The 26,277-nt window shown below is 67.5% G+C and carries 18 protein-coding genes; 5 read left to right on the top strand and 13 right to left on the bottom strand.

Annotation, left to right across the window (positions count from 1 at the left end; all coding sequences use genetic code 11):
- Positions 1-9 precede the first annotated feature (9 nt).
- From sucC to recA, 4 genes are all read right to left on the bottom strand, one after another.
- On the bottom strand, positions 10-1,170 hold the full coding sequence (gene sucC, locus H0A72_RS16965; RefSeq protein WP_180157480.1) for an ADP-forming succinate--CoA ligase subunit beta: 1,161 nt from the start codon (positions 1,168-1,170) through the stop codon (positions 10-12).
- Positions 1,171-1,262: 92 nt separating this feature from the next.
- Positions 1,263-1,832, bottom strand: a complete 570-nt coding sequence (locus tag H0A72_RS16960; RefSeq protein WP_180157479.1) for a DUF2889 domain-containing protein — start codon at positions 1,830-1,832, stop codon at positions 1,263-1,265.
- A 131-nt stretch (positions 1,833-1,963) separates the two neighbouring features.
- Positions 1,964-2,479 (bottom strand): recombination regulator RecX, encoded by a 516-nt coding sequence (gene recX / locus H0A72_RS16955; RefSeq protein WP_180157477.1) that lies wholly within the window; start codon positions 2,477-2,479, stop codon positions 1,964-1,966.
- A 16-nt stretch (positions 2,480-2,495) separates the two neighbouring features.
- A complete protein-coding gene (gene recA, locus H0A72_RS16950) occupies positions 2,496-3,578 on the bottom strand; it encodes a recombinase RecA (RefSeq protein ID WP_180157475.1) in 1,083 nt (360 codons plus the stop codon).
- A 256-nt stretch (positions 3,579-3,834) separates the two neighbouring features.
- Between recA and H0A72_RS16945 the strand changes: the two genes are divergently transcribed.
- The 3 genes from H0A72_RS16945 (at position 3,835) to H0A72_RS16935 (ending at position 7,892) form a co-directional block, all read left to right on the top strand.
- Positions 3,835-4,521 (top strand): response regulator transcription factor, encoded by a 687-nt coding sequence (locus H0A72_RS16945; protein ID WP_180157473.1) that lies wholly within the window; start codon positions 3,835-3,837, stop codon positions 4,519-4,521.
- Positions 4,522-4,542: 21 nt separating this feature from the next.
- Entirely contained in the window at positions 4,543-6,054 is a 1,512-nt protein-coding gene (locus tag H0A72_RS16940) for a sensor histidine kinase (protein WP_180157471.1), read from the top strand.
- A gap of 212 nt (positions 6,055-6,266) precedes the next feature.
- Positions 6,267-7,892: an MFS transporter gene (locus tag H0A72_RS16935; RefSeq protein WP_180157656.1), complete on the top strand. Its 1,626-nt coding sequence runs from the start codon at positions 6,267-6,269 to the stop codon at positions 7,890-7,892.
- Positions 7,893-8,144: 252 nt separating this feature from the next.
- Here the strand turns inward: H0A72_RS16935 and araD are convergent, their stop codons facing one another.
- From araD to H0A72_RS16915, 4 genes are all read right to left on the bottom strand, one after another.
- Entirely contained in the window at positions 8,145-9,872 is a 1,728-nt protein-coding gene (gene araD, locus H0A72_RS16930) for an L-arabinonate dehydratase (protein WP_180157469.1), read from the bottom strand.
- A gap of 79 nt (positions 9,873-9,951) precedes the next feature.
- Positions 9,952-11,379 (bottom strand): FAD-binding oxidoreductase, encoded by a 1,428-nt coding sequence (locus tag H0A72_RS16925; protein WP_180157467.1) that lies wholly within the window; start codon positions 11,377-11,379, stop codon positions 9,952-9,954.
- Between the two features lie 10 nt (positions 11,380-11,389).
- Positions 11,390-12,211, bottom strand: a complete 822-nt coding sequence (locus H0A72_RS16920) for an aldolase/citrate lyase family protein (RefSeq protein ID WP_180157465.1) — start codon at positions 12,209-12,211, stop codon at positions 11,390-11,392.
- A gap of 1 nt (position 12,212) precedes the next feature.
- Positions 12,213-13,199 carry a Bug family tripartite tricarboxylate transporter substrate binding protein gene (locus H0A72_RS16915; protein ID WP_180157463.1) on the bottom strand — a complete coding sequence of 329 codons (987 nt, stop codon included), beginning with the start codon at positions 13,197-13,199 and terminating at the stop codon, positions 12,213-12,215.
- A gap of 147 nt (positions 13,200-13,346) precedes the next feature.
- On the opposite strand from H0A72_RS16915, the gene H0A72_RS16910 reads away from it, so the two are divergent.
- Positions 13,347-14,387 (top strand): LacI family DNA-binding transcriptional regulator, encoded by a 1,041-nt coding sequence (locus tag H0A72_RS16910; RefSeq protein ID WP_180157461.1) that lies wholly within the window; start codon positions 13,347-13,349, stop codon positions 14,385-14,387.
- A 201-nt stretch (positions 14,388-14,588) separates the two neighbouring features.
- A complete protein-coding gene (locus H0A72_RS16905) occupies positions 14,589-15,488 on the top strand; it encodes a recombination-associated protein RdgC (RefSeq protein WP_180157459.1) in 900 nt (299 codons plus the stop codon).
- A 50-nt stretch (positions 15,489-15,538) separates the two neighbouring features.
- Here the strand turns inward: H0A72_RS16905 and H0A72_RS16900 are convergent, their stop codons facing one another.
- From H0A72_RS16900 to H0A72_RS16880, 5 genes are all read right to left on the bottom strand, one after another.
- Positions 15,539-16,831: an aspartate carbamoyltransferase gene (locus H0A72_RS16900; RefSeq protein ID WP_180157457.1), complete on the bottom strand. Its 1,293-nt coding sequence runs from the start codon at positions 16,829-16,831 to the stop codon at positions 15,539-15,541.
- 94 nt (positions 16,832-16,925) lie between these two features.
- The gene (locus H0A72_RS16895) at positions 16,926-17,312 is read right to left on the bottom strand and encodes a hypothetical protein (protein WP_180157455.1); all 387 of its coding nucleotides are present in this window, start codon (positions 17,310-17,312) and stop codon (positions 16,926-16,928) included.
- Between the two features lie 100 nt (positions 17,313-17,412).
- Positions 17,413-18,021: a SecDF P1 head subdomain-containing protein gene (locus H0A72_RS16890; RefSeq protein ID WP_180157454.1), complete on the bottom strand. Its 609-nt coding sequence runs from the start codon at positions 18,019-18,021 to the stop codon at positions 17,413-17,415.
- Positions 18,022-18,136: 115 nt separating this feature from the next.
- Positions 18,137-20,290 carry a penicillin-binding protein 1C gene (gene pbpC, locus H0A72_RS16885; protein ID WP_180157452.1) on the bottom strand — a complete coding sequence of 718 codons (2,154 nt, stop codon included), beginning with the start codon at positions 20,288-20,290 and terminating at the stop codon, positions 18,137-18,139.
- A complete protein-coding gene (locus H0A72_RS16880) occupies positions 20,287-26,268 on the bottom strand; it encodes an alpha-2-macroglobulin family protein (RefSeq protein ID WP_343287144.1) in 5,982 nt (1,993 codons plus the stop codon). Before H0A72_RS16880 ends, pbpC begins: the two co-directional genes overlap by 4 nt.
- Positions 26,269-26,277 lie beyond the last annotated feature (9 nt).

The raw sequence follows: 26,277 nt of genomic DNA, 5'->3' as shown, positions 1-26,277 counted from the left end.
GCAATATTCTTATTTCGCGGCGGCCACGACCTTGGTCGCGGCTTCGGCCATGGTGTCAGCGCTGATGATGGGCAGGCCCGACTCGGCCAGCAATTTCTTGCCCAACTCTTCGTTGGTGCCCTTCATGCGCACGACCAGCGGCACGCTGAGGTTGACGGCCTTGCAAGCCGCGATCACGCCCTGGGCGATGACGTCGCAGCGCATGATGCCGCCGAAGATGTTCACCAGTATGGCTTTCACGCCTTTGTTCTTGAGCATGATCTTGAACGCTTCGGTGACTTTCTCGGCCGATGCGCCGCCGCCCACGTCCAGGAAGTTGGCGGGTTCGCCGCCGAACAGCTTGATGGTGTCCATGGTGGCCATGGCCAGGCCGGCGCCGTTCACCAGGCAGCCGATGTTGCCGTCGAGCTGGATGTAGGCCAGGTCGAACTTGCTGGCTTCGATCTCGGCCGGGTCTTCTTCGTCGAGGTCGCGGTACGCGACGATTTCGGGATGGCGGAACAAGGCGTTCGAATCGAAGTTGAACTTGGCGTCCAGCGCGATGATGTCACCGGATCCGGTGAGGATCAGCGGGTTGATTTCGGCCAGGGACGCGTCGGTGTCCCAGTAGGCTTTGTAGAGCTTCTGGAATTCGGCGGCGGCCTTGGCCACCGAGGCGTCGGGCACGCCGATGCCGCGCGCCAGGTCGGCGGCTTCCTGGTCGGTCAGGCCGGCCTTGGGGTCCACGAACACCTTGAGGATTTTCTCGGGGGTCTTCTCGGCGACTTCTTCGACGTCCATGCCGCCTTCGCTGGAAGCCATGACGCACACGCGCTGCGTGCCGCGATCGGTGACGATGCCGACGTAGTATTCCTTCTTGATGTCGGCGCCTTCTTCGACCAGCAGGCGGTTGACTTTCTGGCCTTGCGGGCCGGTCTGGTGCGTGACCAGCTGCATGCCCAGGATTTCCGACGACAGTTGACGAACTTCATCGATGGACCGGGCAAGTTTCACGCCGCCGCCCTTGCCGCGACCGCCTGCATGAATCTGCGCCTTCACCACCCAGACGGGTCCGCCCAGCTTTTCGGCTGCAGCAACGGCTTCGTCTACGGAAAAAGCAGGAATTCCGCGCGGCACAGTCACGCCAAATTGCTTCAGCAGTTCCTTGCCTTGATACTCGTGAATTTTCATTTGTTACCTGTCAGAACGTAAAGATAAAAGAGAATGTGTTCGGGGGCTACACCAGGACCGTCACACACGGATAGCGCATCTGCTGCATCGGTTCATTCGCACGAGGCCTTCTTGCGGGAGGTCTTGTACCAATGGGGATAAAACTCCTGGACGACGGGGCCGTCCAGCCGCAAGGCGTGGCAGCCTTCGAGCTGAAAGGGCCGCTTGGCGAGGTCGGCTTCCGCTTGGCGCCGGACGTTGGACATGGTTTGCACGGCCACGGTGGGCAGCACGTACGACAGTTCGGTCATGTGGGTACAGCCGGCGGTCCGGCCGAAGCGGTCTTTGACTTTTTGGCGGAAGTTGCGCAAAAGGTTCATGCCGATGAGATCGCGGTAGTCTGGCGTAATGGCGGAGCAGACGACCCCGTACGGGGCGGCGTCATACGCCGCTACGGCGTCGGTGATGCTGAACTCCTGGTCTATGGTGATGCGCAGGTGCATGTGATGCACAGGAGTGCCCGCCCGGTGGGTTTGCCCGTTTCTTTTGGGAAAGTCGTAGGCTTTGACGTCGATGAGTTCGGCTTCGAGGTCCCACAGTCCGTCTTTACGGGCATACGAACTCACCCGTATGGAACGAGTATGCATGGGTTCGCGTGCGGCATCGGGCGGCGGTAGCGGCATGTATGAACGATGAATATTGCGTAAAACCTGTTAAGTATAGCGCAGTGTTTTGTTTGGAACGCGGGCGGCTTAGCGCACGGGGGCTTGGGAGGGTGGCCGGCGGCGGCACGCCGGATGGGCGGGGAATGCGTTTACTCGTCCGGGCCATGGCCGCTCGGAACACGCCCGAGAAGGCGGCGGATGAGTTCCGTGGAGAAGCCGCGCGACGCCATGAACCGGAACTGCCTTGCGTAGTCCTTGGCGTCCCGGGGCGGCCGCCCGAACTTCTTTTCCCAGATTTCCGTGGCGCGCTGCCGTTCCGTGCCGTGCAGGCGCTGTTCGGCGTCCTGGATGACGTTTTCGGCCAGGCCGTGCTGCCTGAGCTCCTGGACGATGCGCTGCGCGCCCTGGCGCTGCGCCCGGCGGTTGACCAGGCTTTGCGCGAAGCGTTCGTTGGACAGCCAGTTCTCGCGTTCCAGGCCGTCCAGCAGGGCTTCGAGTTCGTCCGGATCTTGCGCATGGGGCGCGAGCTTGCGCTGCAGTTCACGCCGGGAGTATTCCCGGCGGGAAAGAAAGCCGATGGCCCGGGCCTTCAGCGAAGGGCCGGAGCGAGGCGAGGGGCCCGGATCGGCGTCGGACAAGGTTTCGAACTCGTCGTCGCGATGCATGGCGCCCCCCCGTGGATCATTCGCCGTCTTCGGGGCCGTCGTCGACGGGGCCCGCCGCCCTGGCCCGGGCGACCGGCGCGGCCTGGGCGGCGACGCCCAGCTGTTCGCGGACCCTGTTCTCGATTTCGAAGGCCATTTCGGGGTGTTCCTTCAGGTATTCGCGCACATTGTCCTTGCCCTGCCCGATGCGGGTGCCGTTGTAGCTGAACCAGGCCCCGGCCTTGTCGACGATGCCGGCCTGGACGCCGAGATCGATGATTTCGCCTTCGCGCGAAATGCCGGCGCCGTACATGATGTCGAATTCGGCCTGCTTGAACGGCGGCGCCACCTTGTTCTTGACGACCTTGACCCGTGTTTCGTTGCCGATGACCTCGTCGCCCTTCTTGATGGCGCCGATGCGGCGGATGTCGAGGCGCACGGAGGAATAGAACTTGAGTGCGTTGCCGCCCGTGGTGGTTTCGGGGTTGCCGAACATGACGCCGATCTTCATGCGGATCTGGTTGATGAAGATGACCATGCAGTTGGCGCGCTTGATGGTGGCGGTCAGCTTGCGCAGGGCCTGGCTCATGAGGCGGGCCTGCAGGCCGGGCAGCGAGTCGCCCATGTCGCCTTCGATTTCGGCCTTGGGCACGAGGGCCGCGACCGAGTCGATGACGATGAGGTCGATGGAGCCCGAGCGCACCAGGGCGTCGGTGATTTCGAGGGCCTGTTCGCCGGTGTCGGGCTGGGAGATGAGCAGGTCGGCCAGGTTGACGCCCAGCTTGGCGGCGTACTGGACGTCGAGCGCGTGTTCCGCGTCGATGAACGCGCAGGTGCCGCCGATTTTTTGCATTTCGGCGATGACCTGCAGGGTCAGCGTGGTTTTGCCCGAGGATTCCGGGCCGTAGATTTCGATGACGCGGCCGCGTGGCAGGCCGCCCACGCCAAGGGCGATATCGAGCCCGAGCGAGCCGGTGGAGACGACCTGGATGTCGTGCTCGACCGAGTTGTCGCCATAGCGCATTACCGAGCCTTTGCCAAACTGCTTTTCAATTTGGGATAAGGCGGCGGCCAGCGCTTTGCTGCGCTCGCCGGCGGCTTTGCTGTTTTTGTCGTCCATGTAGCGTCCTTGACTGATGTACGGTGAATTCCGGTATACGGTGTGGCGGGCATGCGCCCAAGGGTTGTGATGCCGCCGGGCAGCGTCGCACCCCAAGATTATTGCATCAAATTATACTGTATAAAAACACAGATCACAGCCATGGAGCCCTTGCATCGTAATCCCTGACTGTTCAAGGCCCGCCCGAAATGCCAAAATTGGCGGACAGGTTTCAGAGTGGCGGTATACGACAATCGCAACGTCAACGCAGGCCGACATGCATATTCTAATTGCCGAGGACGACAGTATTCTTGCCGATGGACTTTCCCGTTCACTGCGCTACGACGGCTACGCCGTCGACGTGGTCAGCGACGGGGCCGCCGCGGATTCGGCGCTGCAGCTGCAAAGCTTCGACCTGCTCATCCTCGACCTCGATCTCCCGCGCATGCACGGGCTGTCGGTGCTGCGCATGCTGCGCCAGCGCCCCACTCCCATACCGGTGCTCATACTCACGGCCTCGGATTCGGTCGAGCAGCGGGTCACCGGCCTGGACCTCGGCGCCGATGACTACATGGCCAAGCCGTTCGCGCTGTCCGAACTCGAAGCCCGGGTGCGCGCCCTCACCCGCCGCAGCGCGGGCGCCGCCTCGACCATCCTGAAGTACAAGCGGCTCACCTTCGATCTCAACGGCCGCATCGCCCGCATCGACGACCAGCCCCTGGAACTTTCCGCGCGCGAAACCAGCCTGCTCGAAATCTTCCTGTCGCGCTGCGGCCGCATGATCAGCAAGAACCAGTTCGTGGACCTTCTATGCGAATGGGGCGAGGAAGTCACGCCCAACGCCATCGAAGTCTACATCCATCGCCTGCGCAAGAAAATCGAACCCGGCGGCGTCAAGATCGTCACCGTGCGGGGCTTGGGCTACTGTCTGGAACCCGAACGCAGCGACACGATCGCCGCGTGAATCCGGCAAGGCCTTGCCGGCATGCTGATCGACCCGAAAATCCTGAAGGACACCAGCACGCAGGCCGCCGAAAGCGACCGCATGCTGGGCCTGTTCCGCCGGAAAAAGGGCAATCGCGCGCTGCTCAACAAAATCATGATCTGGATGTTCGGGCCGCTGTTCCTGCTCTGGACCATAGGCCTGGTCATCACCTACTTCATTGCGCAGAACATCGCCAACGCCCCCTACGACCGCGCGCTGGCCGACCACCTGCGCATGATCCGCCATGAAATCGAACAGCAGGCCATCCTGGACGGCATCACGCTGCCGGCCTCGGCCATCAACATCCTGCACGGCGACACCGGCCACCTGGTGCATTGGGAGATCCGCGACGCCAACGGCAATTCGCTCGGCGGCAACAGCAGCATTCCCCTGCCGGACAACTGGGCCTACGACAATGACAAGATCCGCATGCGCAACGAGACCATCGACAAGCACAGCGTGCGCGTGGCGTATGTCTGGGGCGGCCGGGACGCGGACGGCATGCCCTTCATGACCGCCGTGGCCCAGTCCAATGAAATGCGCGCCACCTTGCAGCAAGAGATCCTCACGGGGATGCTCACGCCCCAGCTCATCGTCCTGCCGCTCGCGGCCCTGCTCGCCGGCCTGGGCCTGACCCAGGGCCTGGAACCGCTCAACGTGCTGCAGGAAAGGATACGGGCTCGCCGCGCCAACGACATGTCGCCCATCAGCGCCGAACTCGCCCCCGCGGAAATCGTGCCGCTGATCGCGGCCATGAACAGCCTGCTGCACCGTCTGGCCCATACCCACGAGACCCAGCGCCGCTTCGTGGCGAACGCCGCGCACCAGCTCAAGACGCCGCTGGCCGGCATGCGCACCCAGGCGGAGCTGGCGCTGCGCGAGCGCAGCCCCGACAAGCTGAACGCCAGCCTCGAACAGCTGGTGCGCGGCTCCGAGCGCGCGACCCGGCTGGTCAATCAGCTGCTGACGCTGGCGCGGGCCGAAAGCCCGGACGGCCCGCAGCTCCGGCCGGGCGAACAGGTCGACCTGAACCGCCTGGCCGAGCAGCAAGCGCTGAACTGGGTGGACGCCGCCCTGCAGAAGCGCATCGACCTGGGCTTCGAACGCTCCGCCGCGCCCATGACCATCACCGGCGACGCCCTGATGCTGGCGGAGCTGCTGAACAACCTGATCGAGAACGCCCTGGTGTACAGCCCGCCCGGCGGCTGGATCACCGTCCGCGTCGGCGGCGACCCGCTGTCGGCCTATATCGAAGTCGAGGACTCGGGCCCCGGGATTCCCGAAGAAGACAAATCCAGGGTCTTCGACCGCTTCTACCGCGTCCTGGGCACCGATACCGACGGCAGCGGCCTGGGGCTGTCCATCGTGAAGGAAATCGCGGAACTGCACGAGGGCACCGTCGAATTCATGCCCACCGGCAGTCGCCTGGGGAAAAAAGGCGGAACCTGTTTGCGCGTCACCTTCAGCCGCATCAAGCCCCAGATTCCCGCGCCGGGCCATGCCGCCGGCTGACGCCGCCGCACCCGAAAGAAATATTTTTGCGGGGCCGTCAGGCTGACGTCAGCTAGCTCAAATAATTTACGCTGGCCGAGACGTGAATTCGCGCTCCGGAAAAACAGCAGATCTTTGAAAGACACCCAGGAGACAATATGTACTCAAGTACGACAAGCATCGCACAGCCCGGCGCCGCGCCCACGGGAGCCCCGGCCGCGACCAACCGGCCCATGACCCCCGAGGAGCGGCGCGTCATCTTCGCCTCCTCCCTCGGCACCGTTTTCGAATGGTACGATTTCTATCTCTACGGCTCGCTGGCGGCCATCATCGCGGCCCACTTCTTTTCGGGCGTCAATCCCACGGCCGGCTTCATCTTCGCCTTGCTGGCCTTTGCGGCCGGCTTCGCAGTGCGGCCCTTCGGCGCCCTGGTGTTCGGCCGGCTGGGCGACATGGTGGGCCGCAAGTACACCTTTCTGATCACCATCCTGATCATGGGCATGTCGACCTTCCTGGTCGGCGTCCTGCCGTCCTATGCCTCCATAGGCATGGCGGCGCCCGTGATCCTGATCGTGCTGCGCCTGCTGCAAGGGCTGGCGCTCGGCGGGGAATACGGCGGCGCGGCGACCTACGTGGCCGAGCACGCGCCCCAGAACCGCCGGGGCTTCTACACCAGCTGGATCCAGACCACCGCGACCATGGGGCTGTTCCTGTCCCTGCTCGTCATCCTGGGCATCCGGACTTCGCTCGGCGAAGAAGCCTTCCTGGACTGGGGCTGGCGCATTCCCTTCCTGATCTCGGTCGTGCTGCTGGGCATTTCGGTCTGGATACGCATGCAGCTGAACGAATCGCCCGCCTTCCGCAAGATGAAAGAGGAAGGCACGAGCTCCAAGGCGCCGATCAAGGAGTCCTTCGGCAAATGGGGCAACCTGAAGATCGTCCTGCTCGCCTTGTTCGGGCTGACGGCCGGCCAGGCCGTCGTGTGGTATACGGGGCAGTTCTACGCCCTGTTCTTCCTGACCAAGACGCTGGCGCTGGAAGCCAACACCGCCAACATCATGATCGCCCTGGCGCTGCTGCTGGGCACGCCCTTCTTCGTGGTGTTCGGCGCGCTGTCGGACCGCATCGGCCGCAAGCCCATCATCATGGCGGGCTGCCTGATCGCGGCGGTCGCGTATTTTCCGGTATTCAAGGCGATCACCCACTTCGCCAATCCGGCGCTCGAACATGCGCAGGCGACCGCGCCCGTCACCGTCATCGCCGACCCGGCGACCTGCTCCTTCCAGTTCAATCCGGTCGGCGTGTCGTCGTTCACCAGCTCCTGCGACATCCTGAAGGCCTTCATGGCGAGCAACTCGGTCAACTATGCCAACGAAAAGGCGCCTGCGGGCAGCATCGCCAAGGCGCGCATCGGCGATGAGGAATTCCTGTCTTTCGAGGGCAGCGCGCTCAGCAAGGCGGATTTCGCCGCCAAGTCCGGCGAATTGAAGAAATCGCTGACCGAAGCGATCCGCAGCCACGGCTATCCCGCCAAGGCCGACCCGTCGCAGGTGAACTACATCATGGTGGTGCTGCTGCTGACCTTCCTGGTCATCCTCGTCACCATGGTCTACGGCCCCATCGCCGCCATGCTGGTCGAAATGTTCCCGACCCGCATACGCTATACCTCCATGAGCCTGCCCTACCACATCGGCAACGGCTGGTTCGGCGGCTTCCTGCCGCCCGTGGCCTTCGCCATCGTGGCCGCCACGGGCAACATCTACCACGGCCTGTGGTACCCCATCATCGTCGCCGTCATGACGCTGGTCGTGGGCGCGCTGTTCGTGCGGGAAACCAAGGACAATGACATCAATAGCTGAAAATGAGGCGCTTTCAGGCAAAATTCAGGCTAAAGGCCTAGAATTCGAGGCATAGAAAGGGCTGCCCTTTCCGGCGCGTTCAACCTGTCCCCCTGGTTCTCGCATCGGGAAAGCTCTTTTTATCGCCTGTGCCGCGCCTCCCCGCGAGCCTTATCATGGCGCGGCACTGTGTGCTCCACTGGCCCGATGCTTCGGCATTTCGGGCCTTTTTTTTGCCCGGCGCGCCCGGGAAGGCCGCGGCGCGCCCCCGCCTCAGAAGATGTCGGGCTCGGGCACCGGCTTGCCGAAGCCGGTTTCCAGGAAATCGAAATCGCAGCCCTCGTTGGCCTGCTTGATGTGGCGGCCGAACATCCAACCGTAGCCGCGCTCATAGCGCGGCGGCGCGGGCGTCCAGGCGGCGCGGCGCGCGGCCATTTCCTCATCGCCGATTTCCAGGCGTATGCTGCGCGCCGGCACGTCCACGGTGATGCGGTCGCCCGTGCGGACCAGGGCCAGCGGGCCGCCGATCGCCGCCTCGGGCGCGCAGTGCAGCAGGCAGCCGCCGTAGCTGGTGCCGCTCATGCGCGCATCCGACAGGCGCAGCATGTCTCGGACGCCCTGCTTGAGCAGCTTGGTGGGGATGGGCAACATGCCCCATTCGGGCATGCCGGCGCCCAGCGGCCCGGCGTTGCGCAGCACCAGGATGTCGTCGCCGGTCACGTCCAGGTCCGGGTCGTCCACCGCCTGCTTGAGCGAGGGGTAGTCGTCGAACACCAGCGCGCGGCCGGTATGCCGCAGCAGCCGCGGCTCGCAGGCGCTGGGCTTGATGACCACGCCGTCGGGCGCCAGGTTGCCGCGCAGCACGGCCAGCGCGCCTTCGGCGTAGATCGGCCGATCCAGCGGGCGGATTACGTCTTCATGGTAGACCTCGGCGCCGGCGATGTTCTCGCCCAGGGTCCTGCCGTTGACGGTCAGCGCGCCGGTCTTCAGGTGGGGGCGGATGCGCTCCAGCATGGCGCGCAGGCCCCCGGCGTAGAAGAAGTCTTCCATCAGGTAGGCGTCGCCGCTGGGCCGGATGTTGGCGATCACGGGCACGCGGCGGCTGGCGGCGTCGAAGTCGTCCAGGCTGACCGGATGGCCCGCGCGGCGCGACATGGCGATCAGGTGGATGATGGCGTTGGTGGAACAGCCCATGGCCATCGCGCAGGCGATGCCGTTCTCGAAACTGGCGCGGGTGAGCAGTTTGGCGGGCCTGAGGTCTTCCCACACCATCTCCACGATGCGGCGGCCGCAGTCCGCGCTCATGCGGATGTGGTTCGCGTCCGCGGCCGGAATGCTGCTGGCGCCCGGCAGCGTCAGGCCCACCGCCTCGGCGATGCCCATCATGGTGGCCGCCGTGCCCATGGTCATGCAGGTGCCGTGGCTGCGCGCGATGCCGGCCTCCATCTCGCGCCAGGCCTGCTCGGGCAGGCGGCCGGCGCGGCGCTCGTCCCAATACTTGAAGGCGTCGGAGCCAGAACCCAGCACCCGCCCCTTCCAGTTGCCGCGCAGCATGGGGCCGGCGGGCAGGTAGATGAACGGAATGCCCATGCTCATCGCGCCCATGGTCAGGCCCGGCGTGGTCTTGTCGCAGCCGCCCATCAGCACCGCGCCGTCCACCGGGTGGCTGCGCAGCAGCTCTTCGGTTTCCATGGCCAGGAAGTTGCGGTACAGCATGGTGGTCGGCTTGACCATGCTCTCGGACAAGGAAATGGCGGGCAGCTCCAGCGGGAAACCGCCGGCCTGCAGCACGCCGCGCTTGACGTCCTCGACCCGCTGCTTGAAGTGCGCGTGGCACTGGTTGGCGTCGCTCCAGGTGTTGACGATGGCGATGACGGGCTTGCCCACCCAGTCCTCGTAGCCATAGCCCATTTGCAGCACGCGCGAGCGGTGCCCGAAGCTGCGGAAATCGTCGGGGGCGAACCAGCGCGCGCTGCGCAGGCTCTCGTAAGGAAGTTTCATGAAGCTGTCTCCAGAAGCAAGGCCGCCGGACCGCATCCGGCCCCGGCTTTCGCCTCGCATGATATGCCGATACGGCCGCCTACAAGACTTTTCCCGGGTTCATCAGCCCCTGCGGATCGAGCGCCCGCTTGATGCGGCGCATGACGTCCAGTTCGGCCGCCGTCTTGTACGACGCCATTTCGTGGCGCTTGAGCTGGCCGACGCCGTGCTCCGCGCTGATGCTGCCGCGCATCGCCGCCACCGCGTCATGAACCAGCCGGTTGACGGCGCCGGTCCGTTCCTGCCAGGCGGCGGGTGCGACGCCGGCGGGCGCGCTGACGTTGAAGTGCAGGTTGCCGTCCCCCAAGTGCCCATAGACGATGGGGCGCGCGCCGGGAAAGGACTGCCGCAGCTGCGGCAGCATCCGCTCCACGAAAGCCGGGATGCGCGAGATCGGCAGCGAAATATCGTGCTTGATGTTGCCCCCGTCCATCTGCTGGGCATGGGTGATGTTCTCGCGCAGCGACCATAGCGTCCGGCCCTGCCCCAGGTTGCCGGCCAGCACGACGTCCTCCACGCAGCCCTCCTCCAGGCAGGCCATCAGCGCCGCCTGCATCGCCTCGCGCAAGGCCTCGTCGCCGCCGCCGTCCGCCGCCTCCATCAAGACATGCCAGGGCCAGCGCCGTTCCAGCAAGGCGGGCGTGTCGGGAAAGTAGCGGCGCACCAGGTCGACCGCGTCGCCGGAAATCAGCTCGAAGGCGGCGAAGCGCTCGCCCATGCGCGCGCGCATCGCGCCCAGCAGCCGGACGGCCTGCCCGATGGAGTCCAGGCCGGCGAAGGCGACGGATCCCGCGCTGGGGGCGGGAAAAAGCTTGACCGTGGCCGCGGTGATGACGCCCAGCGTGCCTTCCGCGCCGATGAAGAACTGCTTGAGGTCGTAGCCGGTGTTGTCTTTGCGCAGGCCGCGCAGCAGGTCCAGCCGTTCGCCGTCCGGCAGCACCACTTCAAGGCCCAGGACGAGGTCGCGCATGTTGCCGTAGCGCAGCACCTGCACCCCGCCGGCGTTGGTGGCGATGTTGCCGCCGATCTGGCAGGAGCCCTCGGCGCCCAGCGACAAGGGGAACAGGCGTCCCGCCGCCGCCGCGCGCTCCCGCAATGTCTGCAGGATGCAGCCGGCCTGTACCGTGGCGGTGTTGTTTTCGGGGTCGATCTCGAAAATGCGGTCCATCCGCCCGAGCTGCAGGATGGCCTGGGGCCTGCCGCCGGGGACGGGCACCGACGCGGCGCACATGCCGGTGTTGCCGCCCTGCGGGATGACGGCTACGCCGGACCGCGCGGCCAGGCGCATGAGGGCCTGGACCTCGCCGGTATCGGCCGGGCGCAGCACCGCCAGCGCCGGTTCCTGGAACTTGCCGCGCCAGTCCCTGGTGTAGGCGGACAGGTCGTCGCCGCGATCGGCCGACAGGACGTGCGCGGACCCGATGAGCGCGCGCGCCTCGGCCAGCCAGGCCTGTGTATCGAAAGCCATGGGCGCTCCTTCAGTAGCTGTCGGCGGCGGCGGGGCCGGTGGCGGCCGGCCCACCGCGGAAGCGCGCGGCCGCGGCGTCCAGGCCGTCGCGCAGCAAGAGGGTGTCCAGCGCCACGGCGACGAATTGCGCGCCCATGTCCAGGCATGCGCGTGCGCGCGGTTCGTCCACCATCAGGATGCCCGGCGCCTTGCCGCAGGCGCGGATGCGGCGGATGGCGTCGTCGATGCGGCGGTCCACCTCGGGGTGGCGCGCCTGCCCCGGATAGCCCAGGCTGGCGGAAAGGTCGGCGGGGCCGATGAAGATGCCGTCGATGCCGTCGACGGCCGCGATCGCCTCGATCTGTTCCAGCGCCTCGGCGGTTTCCACCTGTACCAGCAGGCACAGTTCGTCCGCCGCGCGGGCCACGTAGTCGGTGACGCGCCCGAAGTTGGATGCGCGGGTGGAGCCGCCCATGCCGCGGATGCCTGCGGGCGCATAGCGGATTGCGCGCACGGCGGCCGCGGCCTCTTGCGCGTTCTGCACGAAAGGCAGCAGCAGCGTCTGCGCGCCGATGTCCAGGTAGCGCTTGATGAGCACCGGGTCGTTCCATGCCGGGCGCACGGCCGCGTGCGTGCGCGGCGCGCCCGGCGCGGGCAGCGCGGCGGCCACGGCCTGCAGCTGGTGCAGCATCAGCGGCACGTCGGTGGGCGTGTGCTCGGTGTCCAGCAGCACCCAGTCGTAGCCGGCGCCGCCGATCAGTTCGCAGACATAGGGCGAGGGGATGGTGGACCAGACGCCGATCTGCGCGCGCCCCGCGCGCAGGGCTTGCTTGAAATGGTTGACGGGCAGCATGCTATTGAACCTGGATGTTTCCTTTTTTCACCACGTCGGTCCAGCGCGCCACTTCCGAGGCGATGAAGCCGGCGGCCTGTTCGGGCGTGCCCGGGGCGGTCTCGTTGCTCATGGCGGCCAGCCGCGCGATCACTTCGGGCTCGGCCAGGATGTCCCGGCATGCCTGGTTGAGCTTCTGCACGATGTCGGCCGGCATGCCCGGCGGCCCGGCCAGGCTGGTCCAGGAATAATTGATGACCTGCGGCTGGCCGGCCTCCGGCATGGTGGGCACATCGGGCAGCGACTCCAGCCTCTTGCTGCCGGTCACGGCCAGGGCGCGCAGCTTGCCGGCCTGCACGAAGCTGATGGCGGAGGTCGCCGGCACGAAGAGCAGATCGGCCTGGCCGCCGATCAGGTCCGTCATGGCGGGCATGTCGCCCTTGTACGGCACGTTGGTGAAGCTGATGCCGGCCGACTGCTTCAGCAGTTCGGTGGTCATGTGGCTGGACGAGCCGATGCCGGTCAGGGCCATGTTCAGCGAGTCGGGCTTGGCCTTGGCCAGGGCGACCACGTCGGCCACCGAATTCGCCTTCAGCGCGGGCGAGGCCAGCAGCAGCATGGGGCCGCGGCCCAGCATGGCGATGTGGGTGAAGTCCTTGCGGGTGTCGTACTTCACGTTGGGGTTGACGAGCTGATTGATCGCATGCGTGCCCGGCCCGCCGATCACCAGCGTATAGCCGTCGGGCTTGGCGCGCGCCACGGCGTCGGACGCCAGAGAACCGTTGACCCCCGGCTTGTTGTCCACGACGACCGTCTGCCCCAGCCGCTGCGACAGGCGCTCGCCGATCAGCCGCCCCACCACGTCGGTTTGCCCGCCGGGGGGAAAAGGAATCACCAGAGTGATGGGTTTGTTCGGATAAGCGGCCTGGGCGCACACCGCCAAGGGGGCCAGCGCCGCGGCGAGCGACAGCGACAGGACGGCGCGCCGGCCAAGCAGGAATTTGGACATCGATGTCTCCGGTGAATGGGCATGGTAGCGCAATCATTTCATAGCGCTGATGCGGCCTCCATTCGGGGATACCCTAGGGACAGTTGCCCGGCATGATATGAATCATTATCATCATGACAGCGCAATCATAGCGAGCATTCCGGCATCATGGCGAACCGTTCTTCCCGCGGGTCTTCCGCTCCCACGCTGAAAGACCTGGCCCGCCTGGCCGGCGTCTCGCCCATCACGGCCTCCCGCGCCCTGCACCGGCCCGAACTCGTGGCCGAAGCCACGCGCCTGCGCGTGGCGCAAGCCGCGGAGCAATCGGGCTACGTGCCCAATTCGCTGGCGGGCGGCCTGGCGTCGCGGCAGACCCGGCTGGTGGTGGCCATCGTGCCGTCCGTCGGGCATTCGCTGTTCTCCGACATGCTCGATGCGCTCATCACGGCGCTGGCGGCGCAGCGCTACGAAACCACGCTCGGCATCTCGCACTACGACCCGCAGCACGAAGAACGCTGGCTGGCCGTCATGCTCAGCCGCCGGCCGGACGGCGTGGTGCTGACCGGCACCGAGCACACGGCGCGCACGCGGCGCCTGCTGCTGAACGCCGACATTCCCATCGTGGAGCTGTGGGACTACACGCCGCATCCGCTGGACGTGGCCATCGGCTTTTCCCAGGAAGACGCCGGCCGGGCGGCGTTCCGCCATCTTTGGGCCTGCGGCTACAGGCGGCCCGCCATTCTGCGGTCGGACGACAGCCGCGCCCAGCGGCGGGCCCAAGGCTTCCTGCGCGCCGCCGCCGAAGCCGACGCCCCCGAGCCCGCGCAGGTCGTCTTCCCAGAAAGCAGCCCCCAGGCGGGCCGGGGGCGCGACGCCCTGGACGCCCTGCTGGCCCGGGCGCGCGACGCCGACGCGGTGTTCTGCAGCTCCGATGCCCTGGCCCAGGGCGTCCTGGCGCACGCCCACGCGCTGGGCCTGAGCGTGCCCCGGCGGCTGGGGGTGCTGGGCTTCGGCGACCAGGTCCTGGCCGCCGACTCCATTCCCGCGCTGTCCACGGTCAGGGTGGACGGCGCCCACATCGGCCGCCTGGGGGCCGAAGCGCTGATCGCCCGCATGAGCGGCGGCGCCGTGATCCCGGCGCAAGACATCGGCTTCAAGGTGGTGGCCCGCGCCAGCACGCTGCGCGACGCCCGTCCGCCGTCCGCCTAGAGCCGGTTCACGTCCATGGGCGCGGGCGGGCGCGCGCCCATGCCGCGCGCCCGCCCGGCCTCGTGTCCGGTCCCGGGTTTCGGCGAATACCCGCCGGGCCCGATCCGGGAATGCGCTTACAATCGTTCCTCATCTTGCGGGCCGCCGCCGTCATCCATAGGCCGGCCCGCACGCAGCCTCAACTCACGAAGACACGACAATATGTGGTTCAAGAATCTCCGGATATTCCGCCTGGCCCCCTCCTGGTCCTACACAGCAGACGCCCTGGAAACAGCACTGGCGAAACAGACCTTCCAGCCCGGCGGGAATCGTGACATGCAAAGCCTGGGATGGGTGCGCACGCGCGACGACACGGGCCTGGCGCACGCCCTGGACGGCCAGTACCTGCTGACCCTGCGGGCCGACAAGAAACTGCTGCCGGCCACGGTGATCAACCAGTTCACCAAGGCCCGGGCGCTGGAAATCGAAGAGCAGCAGGGCTTCAAGCCCGGCCGCCGGCAAATGAAGGAAATCAAGGAGCAGGTCACCGACGAACTCCTGCCCAAGGCGTTCAGCGTATATCGCGACACCCGCCTCTGGATCGACACGCGCAACCGCTGGCTGGTCGTCGACGCGGCGGCCGCCGCCAAGAGCGACGAAGTCCTGGGCGTGCTGGCGAAGAGCCTGGATGCGCTGCCCGCGGCGCCCCTCTACGTGGAACAATCGCCCGCGGCGGCCATGACCAACTGGCTGATCAGCGACGAACCGCCCGCGGGCTTTTCCATAGACCAGGACACGGAGCTGCGCTCCACCAGCGACAGCGGCGCGGCGGTGCGCTATGTGCGCCAAAGCATCGAAATCGACGACGTGCGCAAGCATGTGCAGGCGGGCAAGCAATGCACCCGCCTTGCCCTGACGTGGGCGGATCGGGTGTCTTTCGTCCTGACCGAGGGGCTGGACGTGAAGCGGGTCAATCCGCTGGACGTTCTGAAGGAAGGCCGCGAGTCGGCGGCCCTGAACGATGCCGAGCAGTACGATTCGGACTTTGCGCTGATGGCGGGGGAGCTGGCGCGGTTGATCGAGAATCTGGTGGAGGCGCTGGGGGGCGAAAGAAAGGCCTAGGGCCTGCCGACGCTGACAGGCCCAAGAGGGGCCTCGGGGTTCCGGTCCCCTCAATCCACCCCATGGAAAACGCTGTCATCGGGCCCGATATGCGACGGCGGGCTCCAGGTGACGTCGCGCAGAGAATGCTGGACCAGGTTCTCCACACCCAGCAGAACCGCGAAGATCGCCATCCGGACCGGAATCCCGTTGTCCGTCTGGCGGAAAATCGCCAGGCGGGAATCATGGTTCAGATCGACGCTCAAGTCGTTGGCGCCCTCCCTGCTATCGCGCGGCAGAGGGTGCATCACGATCACATCGGGGCGGCCGACCTTGTCGATGATCGCCTTGTTGACCTGGAAATCCGGCGTATAGCCTTCCAGCTCCTCGGCGGCGAAGCGCTCCTTCTGGACGCGGGTCGCATAGATCACGTCCGCGCCGGCCAGCCCCTCTTCCAGCGAATAGGTCTGCTCGATCACATGGCCGCGCGTGCCCGCCTGCTCGAGTATGTAGTCCGGCATTTCCAGCCCGCGCGGCGACACCAGCGTGAACTTCAGGCCCCGGTAGAGGGACAGCAGCTTGATCAGCGAATGCACCGTGCGCCCGTATTTCAGGTCGCCGACCAAAGCGATGTGCGCGCCGTCCAGCAGCTTGCCCAGCCGCGAGAACTCGGTCAGGATGGTGTAGAGGTCCAGCAGCGCCTGGCTGGGGTGCTCGCCCGGGCCGTCGCCGCCATTGACGACCGGGATATTGGTCGCCCGGGCGAATTCCGCCACCGAACCCTTGTCGGGGTGGCGTATGACCATGGCGTCGACATAGCCGCTCATGACCCGGCTGGTGTCGTAAATGGACTCGCCCTTGGCCATCGACGAAAACGTGAAGCCCGTGGTGTCGCAGACCGAGCCGCCCAGGCGGCAGAAGGCCGCGCCGAAGCTCACGCGGGTACGGGTGCTGGCCTCGAAGAAAAGATTGCCGAGCACGGCTCCTTCCAGCACCCGCGACACTTTCTGGCGGCGGGCGATGGGCTGCATCTGGTCGGCGATCCGGAAGAGCTCTTCCACGGATTCGCGCGAAAACTGGTCGACGGACAGCAGCTGGTGCTTGCCGTCGGCGGCGATGCGGTTGCGCAACGGGCCCGACTGGGCGCTCTGCGCATATTTTTGCAGCAAGGCCTCGTTTTCGATGATTTCGGTCACGAAACGGCCGACGACCTCCGGCATGGCCCGGAATTCCTGGGAGCCCTCGGGCAGCAGCCAGGTATCGAGCGCACGCCGCTTGACGCCGATGCGGCCCGCGAACACGTCGCGGGTCAGGTTGAGGCGGCGCATGGCGTCGCGCAGGAATACCTGTTGGGAGACAGACATTTCGAGATCCTATGAATATACGCAAAGCGTATATTTTAGAATCCAAACCAGTGGTTTTTGGGGGTTTTCCAGCGACCGCGATGAAAATACAACATCAATAGAAATAGCCGCCGACGCTGTAGGTGAACCAGCACGCGGCGACGAAGGCCATCAGGCTCAACCCGTAGGCCAGCATGATGCAGAAGACCGGCACCCAGTGCGTGCGCCGGGCGCGGCCCGAAACGGCCTGGCTCAGCAGGCTGGCCTGGGCGGGATAGACCCACAGCAGGCCCAGCGCCGCCAGGGTCAGCCCGGCCAGATAGGCGGCCAGCGGCCAGCGCAGCCATTGCGGCTCGATGTCGATCTCCAGTACGCCCAGCGTACAGAAAACCAGCAGCAGCACGCCCAGCCCGTTGATCCAGGCCAGGAACTTGAACCCCAGGGTGAACGCCGCGCTCAGCGAGTCCAGCGCGCGGTAGCGCGCATATTGATAGTTGTCCATTTGATCCTCGATCCCGCGTGATACGACAATTGTGCAGCATGCGCGCCAACAAAAACGGCACCCGCGATGGTGCCGTTTCCATGGCCCGGCGCGTACTGCCTTACCGGGCCGCGGGCGCCGCCGCGCCGGCCGCGCCGCCTTCTTCGTGCGGCACGCCGGCGATGGCCCGCGCGGCCGCCGTGGCGTTTTCCTCGGTGCCCACGGCGAAGATCAGCTGGCCGGTGGTCACGGGCGTGGAATAGCTGGGCACCGCCAGCAGCGTGCGCCCGACGACCAGCGCCAGGCGCTTGTTGGGGTTTTGCGTGGTGGCGTCGCTTACCTTGCCCTTGCCTTGCTCATTGAGTTCCAGCGCCAGCAGGCCGTCGCCCTGCTTGTTCGAGCCCGCCTGGACGCCGCTCAGGTCGGAACGCGTGATGATGGGCTGGGGATTGACGTACAAGGTGCCGGACTGCAGGCTCACGGGCGTCCAGCCCGTTTGCTGCGCCGTGTCGGCGATATAGACGGCCACGGCCGCGCCTTGCGCCTGCGCCGGCCCCGCGTCCGGCCGGGCGGGCGTGGCGCTGGGCTGCGCCGGCGCCGGCGCGGATTGCGCGGCCGGCGCCGTGGAAGCCGTGGATGCCGCGCCCGGGCCTTGCGTGGTCTGGCATGCGGCCAGCAGCGCCAGGCTCAGCGGCGCGATCAGCTTGCCCAATTGGCGTATGGTCTGCATTGTTGTGTCCCTTCCTGCTTGATCATGATGCAAAAAGTTTAACAGCAAGAATGGCAAAACTACGTCAACAGCTCACAAATTGTACGAAGACGTAGGCCGCGCGACACACGGCCGGCTACCGGCCGCCGGCCCGGACCTGGATGCCGACCTCGTCGCGCAGCCGTCCGTGCTCGTCGATGAGCTGCACGCGGTGCGTGCCGGGCTCGGGCTGCCATTCCAGGCGGTCGCCCCGGCCCACGAGCCGGCCGTCGACGCGCCATGCCAGGCCGTCGGCGCGCCCGCGCCCCGGGCCGCTCACGCTGAACACGCTGCGCTGGCGCGCAAGGGGAATGTCCGGGTCCAGCGCCAGTATGGTCCCGTCGGCCGGCGCGGCGATGCGCAGGGGCGCGGCGCCCTCCGCGCCCTGCGCCCGCGCCAGGCGCACCTGGGTGATCGCCGTATCGCCCAGGAAGTAATCCTTGCGCGCCGGCTCGAGCCCGTCCTGGAAGACCACTTGCGCCGGGCGGACGGCGGCGGGCGCGGGCGGCTGGACGCTGGCCTCATGGCGGTGCAGGTAGGCCATGATCTCGTGCCAGACGGGCCCGGCCCCGGATACGCCGGACACCTCCCGCATGCTCACGCCCGTGCTGTTGCCCACCCATACTCCCACGGTATAGCGCGACGACCAGCCCACGCACCAGTTGTCGCGCATGTCTTTGCTGGTGCCGGTTTTGACGGCCGTCCAGAAGGGAGTGGACAAGGGACTGTCGAACCCGAACGTGCGCGCCCGGGCCTGGCGGTCCGCGAGGATGTCGCCGACGATCCATGCGGCGCCTTCGGCGGCCACCCGCCTGGAGCCGGCCGCGCCGGCCCCGTCCACAACATACCGGGGCTCGGAATGCACGCCGCCCCGGGCCAGTGCGCGATAGGCATTGGTCAGCGACAGCAGGCTGACGTCGGCGCTGCCCAGCGCCAGGCTGTAGCCGTAATAGTCGCCGGACCGGTCCAGCGGCAGGCCCAGCGCCGCCAGGCGGCGCGCGAACGCTTCCGGCGTCACCATCATCAACGCCCGGACGGCCGGAATATTGAGCGAGGATCCCAATGCGCCGCGCACGCTGACCCAGCCCGAAAACCGCTTGTCATAATTTTGCGGGATGTACAGGCCGTTGCCCGTGGGAAGATCCAGGGGGCCGTCGTCCAGCAGCGACACGGCGGTCAGGCGTTCCTGCTCGATGGCCAGCGCGTACAGGAAAGGCTTCAGCGTCGACCCCGCCTGGCGCAGCGCGCGCGCATGATCCACCTGCGCCGCGCCGGACAGATCGCCCGATGAACCGACGTAGGCCAGCACGCCGCCCGTTTCATTGTCCAGCACCACCAGGGCGGCGTCGCTGACGTTGGCGTCGCCCAGGGCCAGCAGGTTTCTTTCGATGACGGCCAGCGCGTGGCGCTGCAGGTCCGCATCCAGGGTGGTGGCGATACGCGCGCCCGGCCCGGCCGCGCCGGCGCCGTTCAAGGCAAGCCGCGCGAAATGGGGCGCCAGGCCGGCGCCGTCGGCCCATCTTGCCGGCCTGTGGTCCAGGGTCAGCTGGACGAAATCGCCCAGGCCCGAGCATTCCTCCGGAGACCCCATTTCAGCCAGCAGCCCGCAAGCCCTGCGCACCAGGACGGCCTGCGGCGCATTGGGGCCGCGCAGCAGCACGGCGGCCAGGGCGGCTTCGCGCGTCTCCAGCCCGCTGGGCGCCTTCCGGAACAGCGCGCGCGCCAGCGCATCGACGCCCACGAGTTCGCCGCGGAAGGCGGCGAGGTTCAGGTAGGCCTCGAGTATCTGGGATTTGCTCCATTCGGCTTCCAGCTCGAGCGCCGCATAGGCCTGGCCGAGCTTCTGCATGATGCCGCGCCCGCCCGGCCCGCGCCGGTATTGATCGTCGATGAAGCCCAGCAACTGCATGCTCAGGGTCGATGCGCCCCGGCGGCCGCCTGAAACCAGGTTGCCCCAAGCCGCCGACCACACCGCCGTCCAGTCGACCCCGGCATGGTCATGGAAGCGGCGGTCCTCGGACAGGATCACGGCCCGCTGCAGGGCCGGAGAAATGTCCTGCAAGGCCACCCAATCGCCGCGCCGCTCGCGGAAATCGGCCCGCAACCGCTGCACCGTGCGGCCGGCGCGGTCCAGGACCACCGCGTCCGAGGCGTGATAGCCGTCCCTTACATCCTGATACGATATCCCCGCCCAGGACGCGCCGCAGAAGCAGGCCGCCAGCGCCAGCACCCAGGCCGGCATCCGCTTCATTGCCCCTCCCGCTCCGCCACCACGGCCATGCCCCCGATATTGGGCAATTCCCCGAAGACGTCGGGCTGGTACATGGCCTCGACCCGGGTCGCCGGCAGCTGGAACTGCCCGACGGTGTTCAGCCTGACCGTGTATTCCAGCGTCGTCGTGCCCGCGGGCAGATAATCGAAGTAGGCGCGATACGATTCGAAGCCGCGCTCCACGAAACTCGGCGGGGTCGATTCCGGATCGGCCGGCTCGCCCTGCGCCCCGATCGCCGAGTCGCGCCCCAGGCCGCCGCCCAGGATGCCGGCGCCCGCGGGAACCGGATCCGTCACCACCGCCCAGACGGTCGGCGTCCGGGCCCGGATCCGCAACTGCACGCGGTACACGTCGCCCTTCGTCCAGGCGCCCGGAACCGCCTGGCTGACGGGTTCCACCCGCCTGGCGAGCTCATAGCCCGACATCACCGGCTTGTTGACCGGGACGGCCGCCTGGGACCGCAACACCACCCAGGGATTGCCCGAGCCGCGCTGCGTCAGCTGCAGCGTCTTCGTCGCCGAGGCCGCCCAGGGCTCGAAGAACTCGAAGGACGTGGACCCGTCTTCGGAGCGCGCCTGCGACCAATCCAGCGTCCTGGCGTCTTTGCCGGCGGCCATGCCGACTTGCAGCCGCCCCGTCACCGGCACGCTTTCATAGCGGCGCGCGAATTTCTCGATGGCCAGTTCCCCGAGCAGATTCGCGGTCGTGGTGCGCCAGGCGCCCTTGCGCTGCAGGCCCAGCAGCCCCTGGGCGATCAACGGCATGTCGGAACGCCATTCGCTGCGGTCCGCGGCCACCAGCACGAGCTTGGCCAGATTCGTCTCGGGGCTGACCATCAGCCACCATGCCTCGTTGCCGTCCGCCGCGAACACCAGGCCGGTGCCGGTTTCCAGCATGCGCGCGCGCAGAATCTTGCGCGCCGCCTGGAGCGACTTCTTCTGGTCGGGCATGCCCGGCACCCGCTGCACCAGCGCCATCCAGTCCAGCACCGCGGAGGTGGGCCAGCGCTCGGGCGCGATGTCCATGCTGCCGAGCATGCGCGGCCGGACGAGCTGATACCTGGACAAGGCTTCCAGGGCGATCAGCTTGCGGACGTCCAGGTCGCGCTGCGGCGCCCAGCGATTCCGGGTGATCTTGCCCTGGACGAAGTCCAGCAGCCCCTGGGCCATGCGCTTACGCAAATCCTCCGGAATCGCGAACTGCCGGCCCTGCGCCTGGGCCTCATGGCTGACGGACAGCAGGTAGGCGGTCAGGACTTCATTGCCCTGGCGCGCCCCGGGGAAATAGGAAACGAGCCCGTCCGGGTCGAGGTAGTCCGGCAAGCGCCGCATGAGCTCGTCCCAGGCCCGGCGGTCGCGCAGGCCGATGGCGCGCGAGCCGGTCTGCTCCAGGCAAGTGTAGGGATATTCCTGGAACCACTCCCGCACGCCCGGCAGGCCGCCCCCCAGCGAGCTGCGGACCTGGATGCTCAAGCCGCCGCGCGGCAAGCCGTTGGCGTCGGCGAGCGCGCCTTTCGGAGGCGCCACCGGAATGCCGGTGGCCGGCTTTCCGGCCTCCAGCGACAACAGGCTTGCCTGCTGGGTGCGCACCGGCACCGCCGGCTGCAAGCGCTGGCCGACCGCCAGCCGGTCGCTCGCCGGCGGCGCGTCTCCGCCGCCGGCGCCGGACGCAGCGGCCAGCTCCTGCGCCGTCAGCGTCCAATCGAGCTCGGCGGAGCCCTCGGGCGCATTGCTTTCCGGCGCGCGCACGGCCCAGGAGACCGTGCGCGCCAGCCCCGGCGCCAGGTCGACCTCTTGCGGCGGCAGCGTCTCGGACGGCACGCCCGGCCCGGCATAAGCCGCCTGCAGCCGGACCTTCATCTGGCGGCGCGTAGCATTGCGGACCGTCACGTCGGCCTGGTATTGGTCGCCTTCCCGGACCAGGACCGGCAGCCCGGAAATCACCTGCAGGTCCTGCGTGCTGACGATGCTGGACATGCCCGTGCCGAAACGCGAGGCGCCGTGATCCGCGATGGCCACCAGGCGGAAGCGAGTGATCGAATCATTGAGCGGCAGCTCTAGCGACGCCCGCCCGTTTTCATCGGTTTCGATCGACGGCGCCCAAAGCAGCAGAGTGTCGAGCAGTTCGCGCGTGGGGCTCTTGCCCCCGCCGCCGCCCGCCGGCAGCGCCTTGCGCCCGAAGTGCCTGCGCCCCACCACCTGCATCTGAGCCGTGGCGGTTTCGACGCCGTAGCTGCGCTTCTGGCGCAAGGCAGCCAGCAGATCCCAGCTTTCGTTGGGCGCGAGTTCGAGCAAGGCTTCGTCGACGGCGGCGAACGCCACGCCGGCGTGCGCCGCGGGCCGCCCGTCGGGCAAAGAGACCGCGATGGATATCCGCGCCTTGCCGCGGACCTGGTATTCCGGCTTGTCGGCGCTGACTTCGACCTTGAGCCGGTCGGCCTCGTCCGACACATTGATGGACGCCAGGCCGAAACGGAAGGCGGGCTTGGCCAGGTCCACGAAAGGCGTGGGCGCCGCATAATCGCGGCCGGCCTCGATGAAGGACTCATACCACGCCCGGGGCTGCTTCCAGCCCCAGCTCAAGAAGGTATGCCAGGGCAATTCGCGCAGGCGGCCGCGCAGCGCCAGCACCGACACATAGACGTTGGGCCCCCAGTCCTCCCGTATGGGAATGCGCAGTGTCGGATCGCCGCCCTGCAGGTTCACGACCTCGGTGTGCAGCACGCCTTCCCGCTCCACCGCCACCAGCGCCGTCGCCTGCCTGAACGGCATGCGCACCTGGAACTGGGCGGTCTCGCCCGGCTTCCAGGTCTTGCGCAGCGGGATGACGTCGATGCGGTCGTCGTTTTCGCCGCCGAACCACAGATCGGAGGATCCCGTCACCCACACCGTCGTGGCAGCCGCGGACACCCTGCCCTGCTGGTCTTCCACCCGCGCGATCAGCTCGACGGCGCCGGTGTCCGCCAGTTCGATGGCGCAGTCGAATTCGCCCGTCCTGGTCGTCCGGCCCGCGCACACCTCGCCCAGCTCCTGCGTGACCGTATGGTTGTCGTAGCTGTAGAAGCCCCCCACCATGCGCTTCCGGGTGGAAAAAGTCTTGCGGGCCAGCGCCGAAATAACGATCGGCGCATCGGCCGCCGGCCGGCCGTCGAGCGTCAGCGCCAGGCCGCTGATGCGGGCCCGCGCGCCCGTCTGCAGCCAGCTGCCCGCCCGTATCCCCGCCTGCAGCGCGGCCGGCCATACCGGCACGACCTGGGACAAGGTCTGTACCTGCCCGTTGGGGTCGGAATACCCTGCCTCGAACACCAGTTCGGCCGGCCTGTCGATGGCGGGCAGGCCGTCCACGCCCATTCTTCCGCCCCCTTGCGCATCCAGCGTCATCGCGCGCTTGTCCAGGAAGAGCGCCTGCTTGCCCCCGGCCTGGCCGCCCTCTTCGCCGGCGTCGTCCGCGGCCCCGCGCGGCGGGGCGAACGAGTAGTCCTCATGGTCCGGGAAGTTCACCGAGCGATCGCGCATCATGCCCGACACACTGACGGGCAGCCGCCCCGCGGGACCGCCCGACACATAGGCGATCTGCAGGTCGGCGTCCAGGCGCCTGGGCGCCACCAGCGGCCCCGCCGTCTCCCCGCTGATCTTCAGGCTGCCCGTGAGCAGCGGCAGCTTGAATTCCTCCACCCGGAACTCGCCGCCGCCGTACCAGCCCCCGTCCTTGTCCGTCAAGCGCAGGGTGTAGACCCCCAGCTTGGCCGTCGGCGGCAGCTTGAATGCGCTGATCGCCGACAATCCTCCCGAAGGAGTGGCCCGCCACTCGACCCGCTGCTCATGCTTCTGATCCGAGCCCTGGTGCTCGATGACGAGGCGGTCCGGCACGGGCTGCGAGCTGGGCGGCAAGGCGAACCCGTCGCGCGTCTGGATCCGCATGTAGTGCTTCATGGACACCGTCTCGCCCGCGCGGAACAGGCTGCGATCGAACACCGTATGCGTGGCGAGCGTGGGCGTGGGGTCGGTGTTGGTGGGCACATTGAAGCGCCATGATTCCATGCCCGCGTTCCAGTCGGAGAAGGCGAACGAAAAATCGGCCTTGCCGCGCGCCAGCGCATGGTCCGCCGCGATGCGCGCCGACACGTATACGCCGCCCAGCCCCGTGCCTTCGCAGTATTCCGTGGCGGGCACCGCCTTGGGATGATGCCATATGCCCTGCTCGTCCGTGCGGCCCTGCGCCAACGGCCTGCCCTCGCAGTCGAGCACGCTGACGTCGGCGCCCGGCACGACCTGGCCGTCGTCCAGCGTGGTCACCCAGGCGAGCATGTCGTCCCGGCCCGTCTTGACGTGGACGGCCAGGTTCGTGACCAGCACCGCCGTGCGCACATACATGGGCTGCGCGTTCTCGAGCAGGGAGCGCCCCAGCCGGGCGGATTCGACCTCCAGCACGTGGAAGCCCGGCTCGGGCACCGGCACGCCGATCACTTCGAAGGGCCGCGGATCTTCCGCGCGCAAGCCCGGCAGCTGCAGCATCCGGGCCCCGGCCTGCGCCTTCAGGGCCGAGAAGCCGCGCACGTCCGTTGCCGGCTGCTCGTCGGCGGGCGGCGCCTGGTCCGACATGATGGCGTCCAGCTGTTTCGCCGACCAGCTGCCGTACTGCAGCCGGCGCACCCTGGAGAACCAGCCCAGCACTTCCCGGTCGTCCTTCACGGCGAGATCGCGCAGCGTGCCGGCCGATACCGTGACGTCGCGCGTCGGCAGCTCGGCTTCGACGTTGCGCACGGTGAGCGGCACCACGGGGGGGAATTCTTCTTCGGACCCGCCCTCCGGCACATAGCCGAAGCGCTCCACCACCCCGAAGGAAGAAGACGAGAACTTCACCAGCGGCGGATAGGCCGCCGTCGGGACCGCCAAGGGGAACTGGTCCGCATTCGACAGCTCGCGCCCCGCGTCGTCCTTCAAGCCCTCGGGCAGGGACAGCGTCAAGGTGGCGAGCTCGGGAAAGGGGCCTGGGAAGCGCAGGCTGGAAACCCAGCCCTGCTGCGCATCTTCTTCGTCCATGGGCGCCGCGACTTCCCCCGCGGGCGTGGCAAGCCGGACCCTGGCCGCGTCGGCGGCCGGGATGGGCGCGGAAAACGACAGCGTGAGGGCGGAAACCGGCGTGCACGGCGCCTTGGCGTTTTCGCGCAGGCAGCTCAAATTCGCCTTGAAGGCCTCGCGCACCGTGTAGTCGAACACCCGCGCCTCCCTCGACGCCATCGGCCGGCGGGCCGGCGCGTCCGGTGCGTCCGGCGTGGCGACGCCGGGCGTCGCTACGCCCGGCCCCACCCGCAGCTGCATTTTTGCGCCTGACGGCAGCCGGCGCTTGCATTGCAGCAGTTGCCGGGACGGCGTGTCCGCTTCCTGGCCGCGCGTATAGTAGGCGGCCTGCAGGATCTCGCCGCGATCCCCGCCGGTGATCAGGCGCACGGGTATCGACTCGCCCAAGCCCTCGACCAGGCACTGGCTGTGGTCGGCGACGCTTTGCGGGTCGACCGCGCCGTTGAACTCGACCACGAACACCTGGTCCTCGTCGACGAGATCGCCATAGGGCCTGGTTGCGACCACCCGCGGCCCGCCGGTATGGAACGAGAACCGCGTCTTGCCGCCGGGCGCTTCATTGCTGGCGGTGCGGAACGAGGGCGGTATGGCCGCGGTGCAGCTGATGCCCGGGCCGAGGACTTCGGTGAACACATAGGTCCAGCGCTGGGCATCCAGCCAGCGCCCTTCCCCTTTGACCGCAGGATCGTTGCACACCACTTCGACCGGATCCGCCTGCCGGGCGCTGCCAAAGGGCGCCACGGCCTGGTCGAAGGCGAGCGTGATGCTCTCTACATTCGATGCCTCGCCTTGCGGCGAAAACTGGGTGATGTGCGCCCCCCAAGCGGGCGCCATGCACAGCGCCCATGCCAATATTCCCGTTCCAATGCGATGCACCCGCTTTCT

Source organism: Parapusillimonas granuli (assembly GCF_013416525.1).
Classification (GTDB): Bacteria; Pseudomonadota; Gammaproteobacteria; order Burkholderiales; family Burkholderiaceae_B; genus Parapusillimonas; species Parapusillimonas granuli.
Note: the sequence above shows the minus strand (reverse complement) of the source record. Positions and strands in the feature narration are given on the sequence as shown.

Coding starts and splice junctions, on each gene's coding strand:
- H0A72_RS16910 (WP_180157461.1), top strand. CDS start 13,347: ATGGCGAACCGTTCTTCCCGCGGGTCTTCCGCTCCCACGCTGAAAGAC.
- pbpC (WP_180157452.1), bottom strand. CDS start 20,290: ATGAAGCGGATGCCGGCCTGGGTGCTGGCGCTGGCGGCCTGCTTCTGC.
- araD (WP_180157469.1), bottom strand. CDS start 9,872: ATGAAACTTCCTTACGAGAGCCTGCGCAGCGCGCGCTGGTTCGCCCCC.
- H0A72_RS16895 (WP_180157455.1), bottom strand. CDS start 17,312: ATGGACAACTATCAATATGCGCGCTACCGCGCGCTGGACTCGCTGAGC.
- H0A72_RS16905 (WP_180157459.1), top strand. CDS start 14,589: ATGTGGTTCAAGAATCTCCGGATATTCCGCCTGGCCCCCTCCTGGTCC.
- recA (WP_180157475.1), bottom strand. CDS start 3,578: ATGGACGACAAAAACAGCAAAGCCGCCGGCGAGCGCAGCAAAGCGCTG.
- H0A72_RS16960 (WP_180157479.1), bottom strand. CDS start 1,832: ATGCCGCTACCGCCGCCCGATGCCGCACGCGAACCCATGCATACTCGT.
- H0A72_RS16935 (WP_180157656.1), top strand. CDS start 6,267: ATGACCCCCGAGGAGCGGCGCGTCATCTTCGCCTCCTCCCTCGGCACC.
- H0A72_RS16890 (WP_180157454.1), bottom strand. CDS start 18,021: ATGCAGACCATACGCCAATTGGGCAAGCTGATCGCGCCGCTGAGCCTG.
- H0A72_RS16940 (WP_180157471.1), top strand. CDS start 4,543: ATGCTGATCGACCCGAAAATCCTGAAGGACACCAGCACGCAGGCCGCC.
- H0A72_RS16915 (WP_180157463.1), bottom strand. CDS start 13,199: ATGTCCAAATTCCTGCTTGGCCGGCGCGCCGTCCTGTCGCTGTCGCTC.
- H0A72_RS16900 (WP_180157457.1), bottom strand. CDS start 16,831: ATGTCTGTCTCCCAACAGGTATTCCTGCGCGACGCCATGCGCCGCCTC.
- H0A72_RS16920 (WP_180157465.1), bottom strand. CDS start 12,211: ATGCTGCCCGTCAACCATTTCAAGCAAGCCCTGCGCGCGGGGCGCGCG.
- recX (WP_180157477.1), bottom strand. CDS start 2,479: ATGCATCGCGACGACGAGTTCGAAACCTTGTCCGACGCCGATCCGGGC.
- sucC (WP_180157480.1), bottom strand. CDS start 1,170: ATGAAAATTCACGAGTATCAAGGCAAGGAACTGCTGAAGCAATTTGGC.
- H0A72_RS16945 (WP_180157473.1), top strand. CDS start 3,835: ATGCATATTCTAATTGCCGAGGACGACAGTATTCTTGCCGATGGACTT.
- H0A72_RS16925 (WP_180157467.1), bottom strand. CDS start 11,379: ATGGCTTTCGATACACAGGCCTGGCTGGCCGAGGCGCGCGCGCTCATC.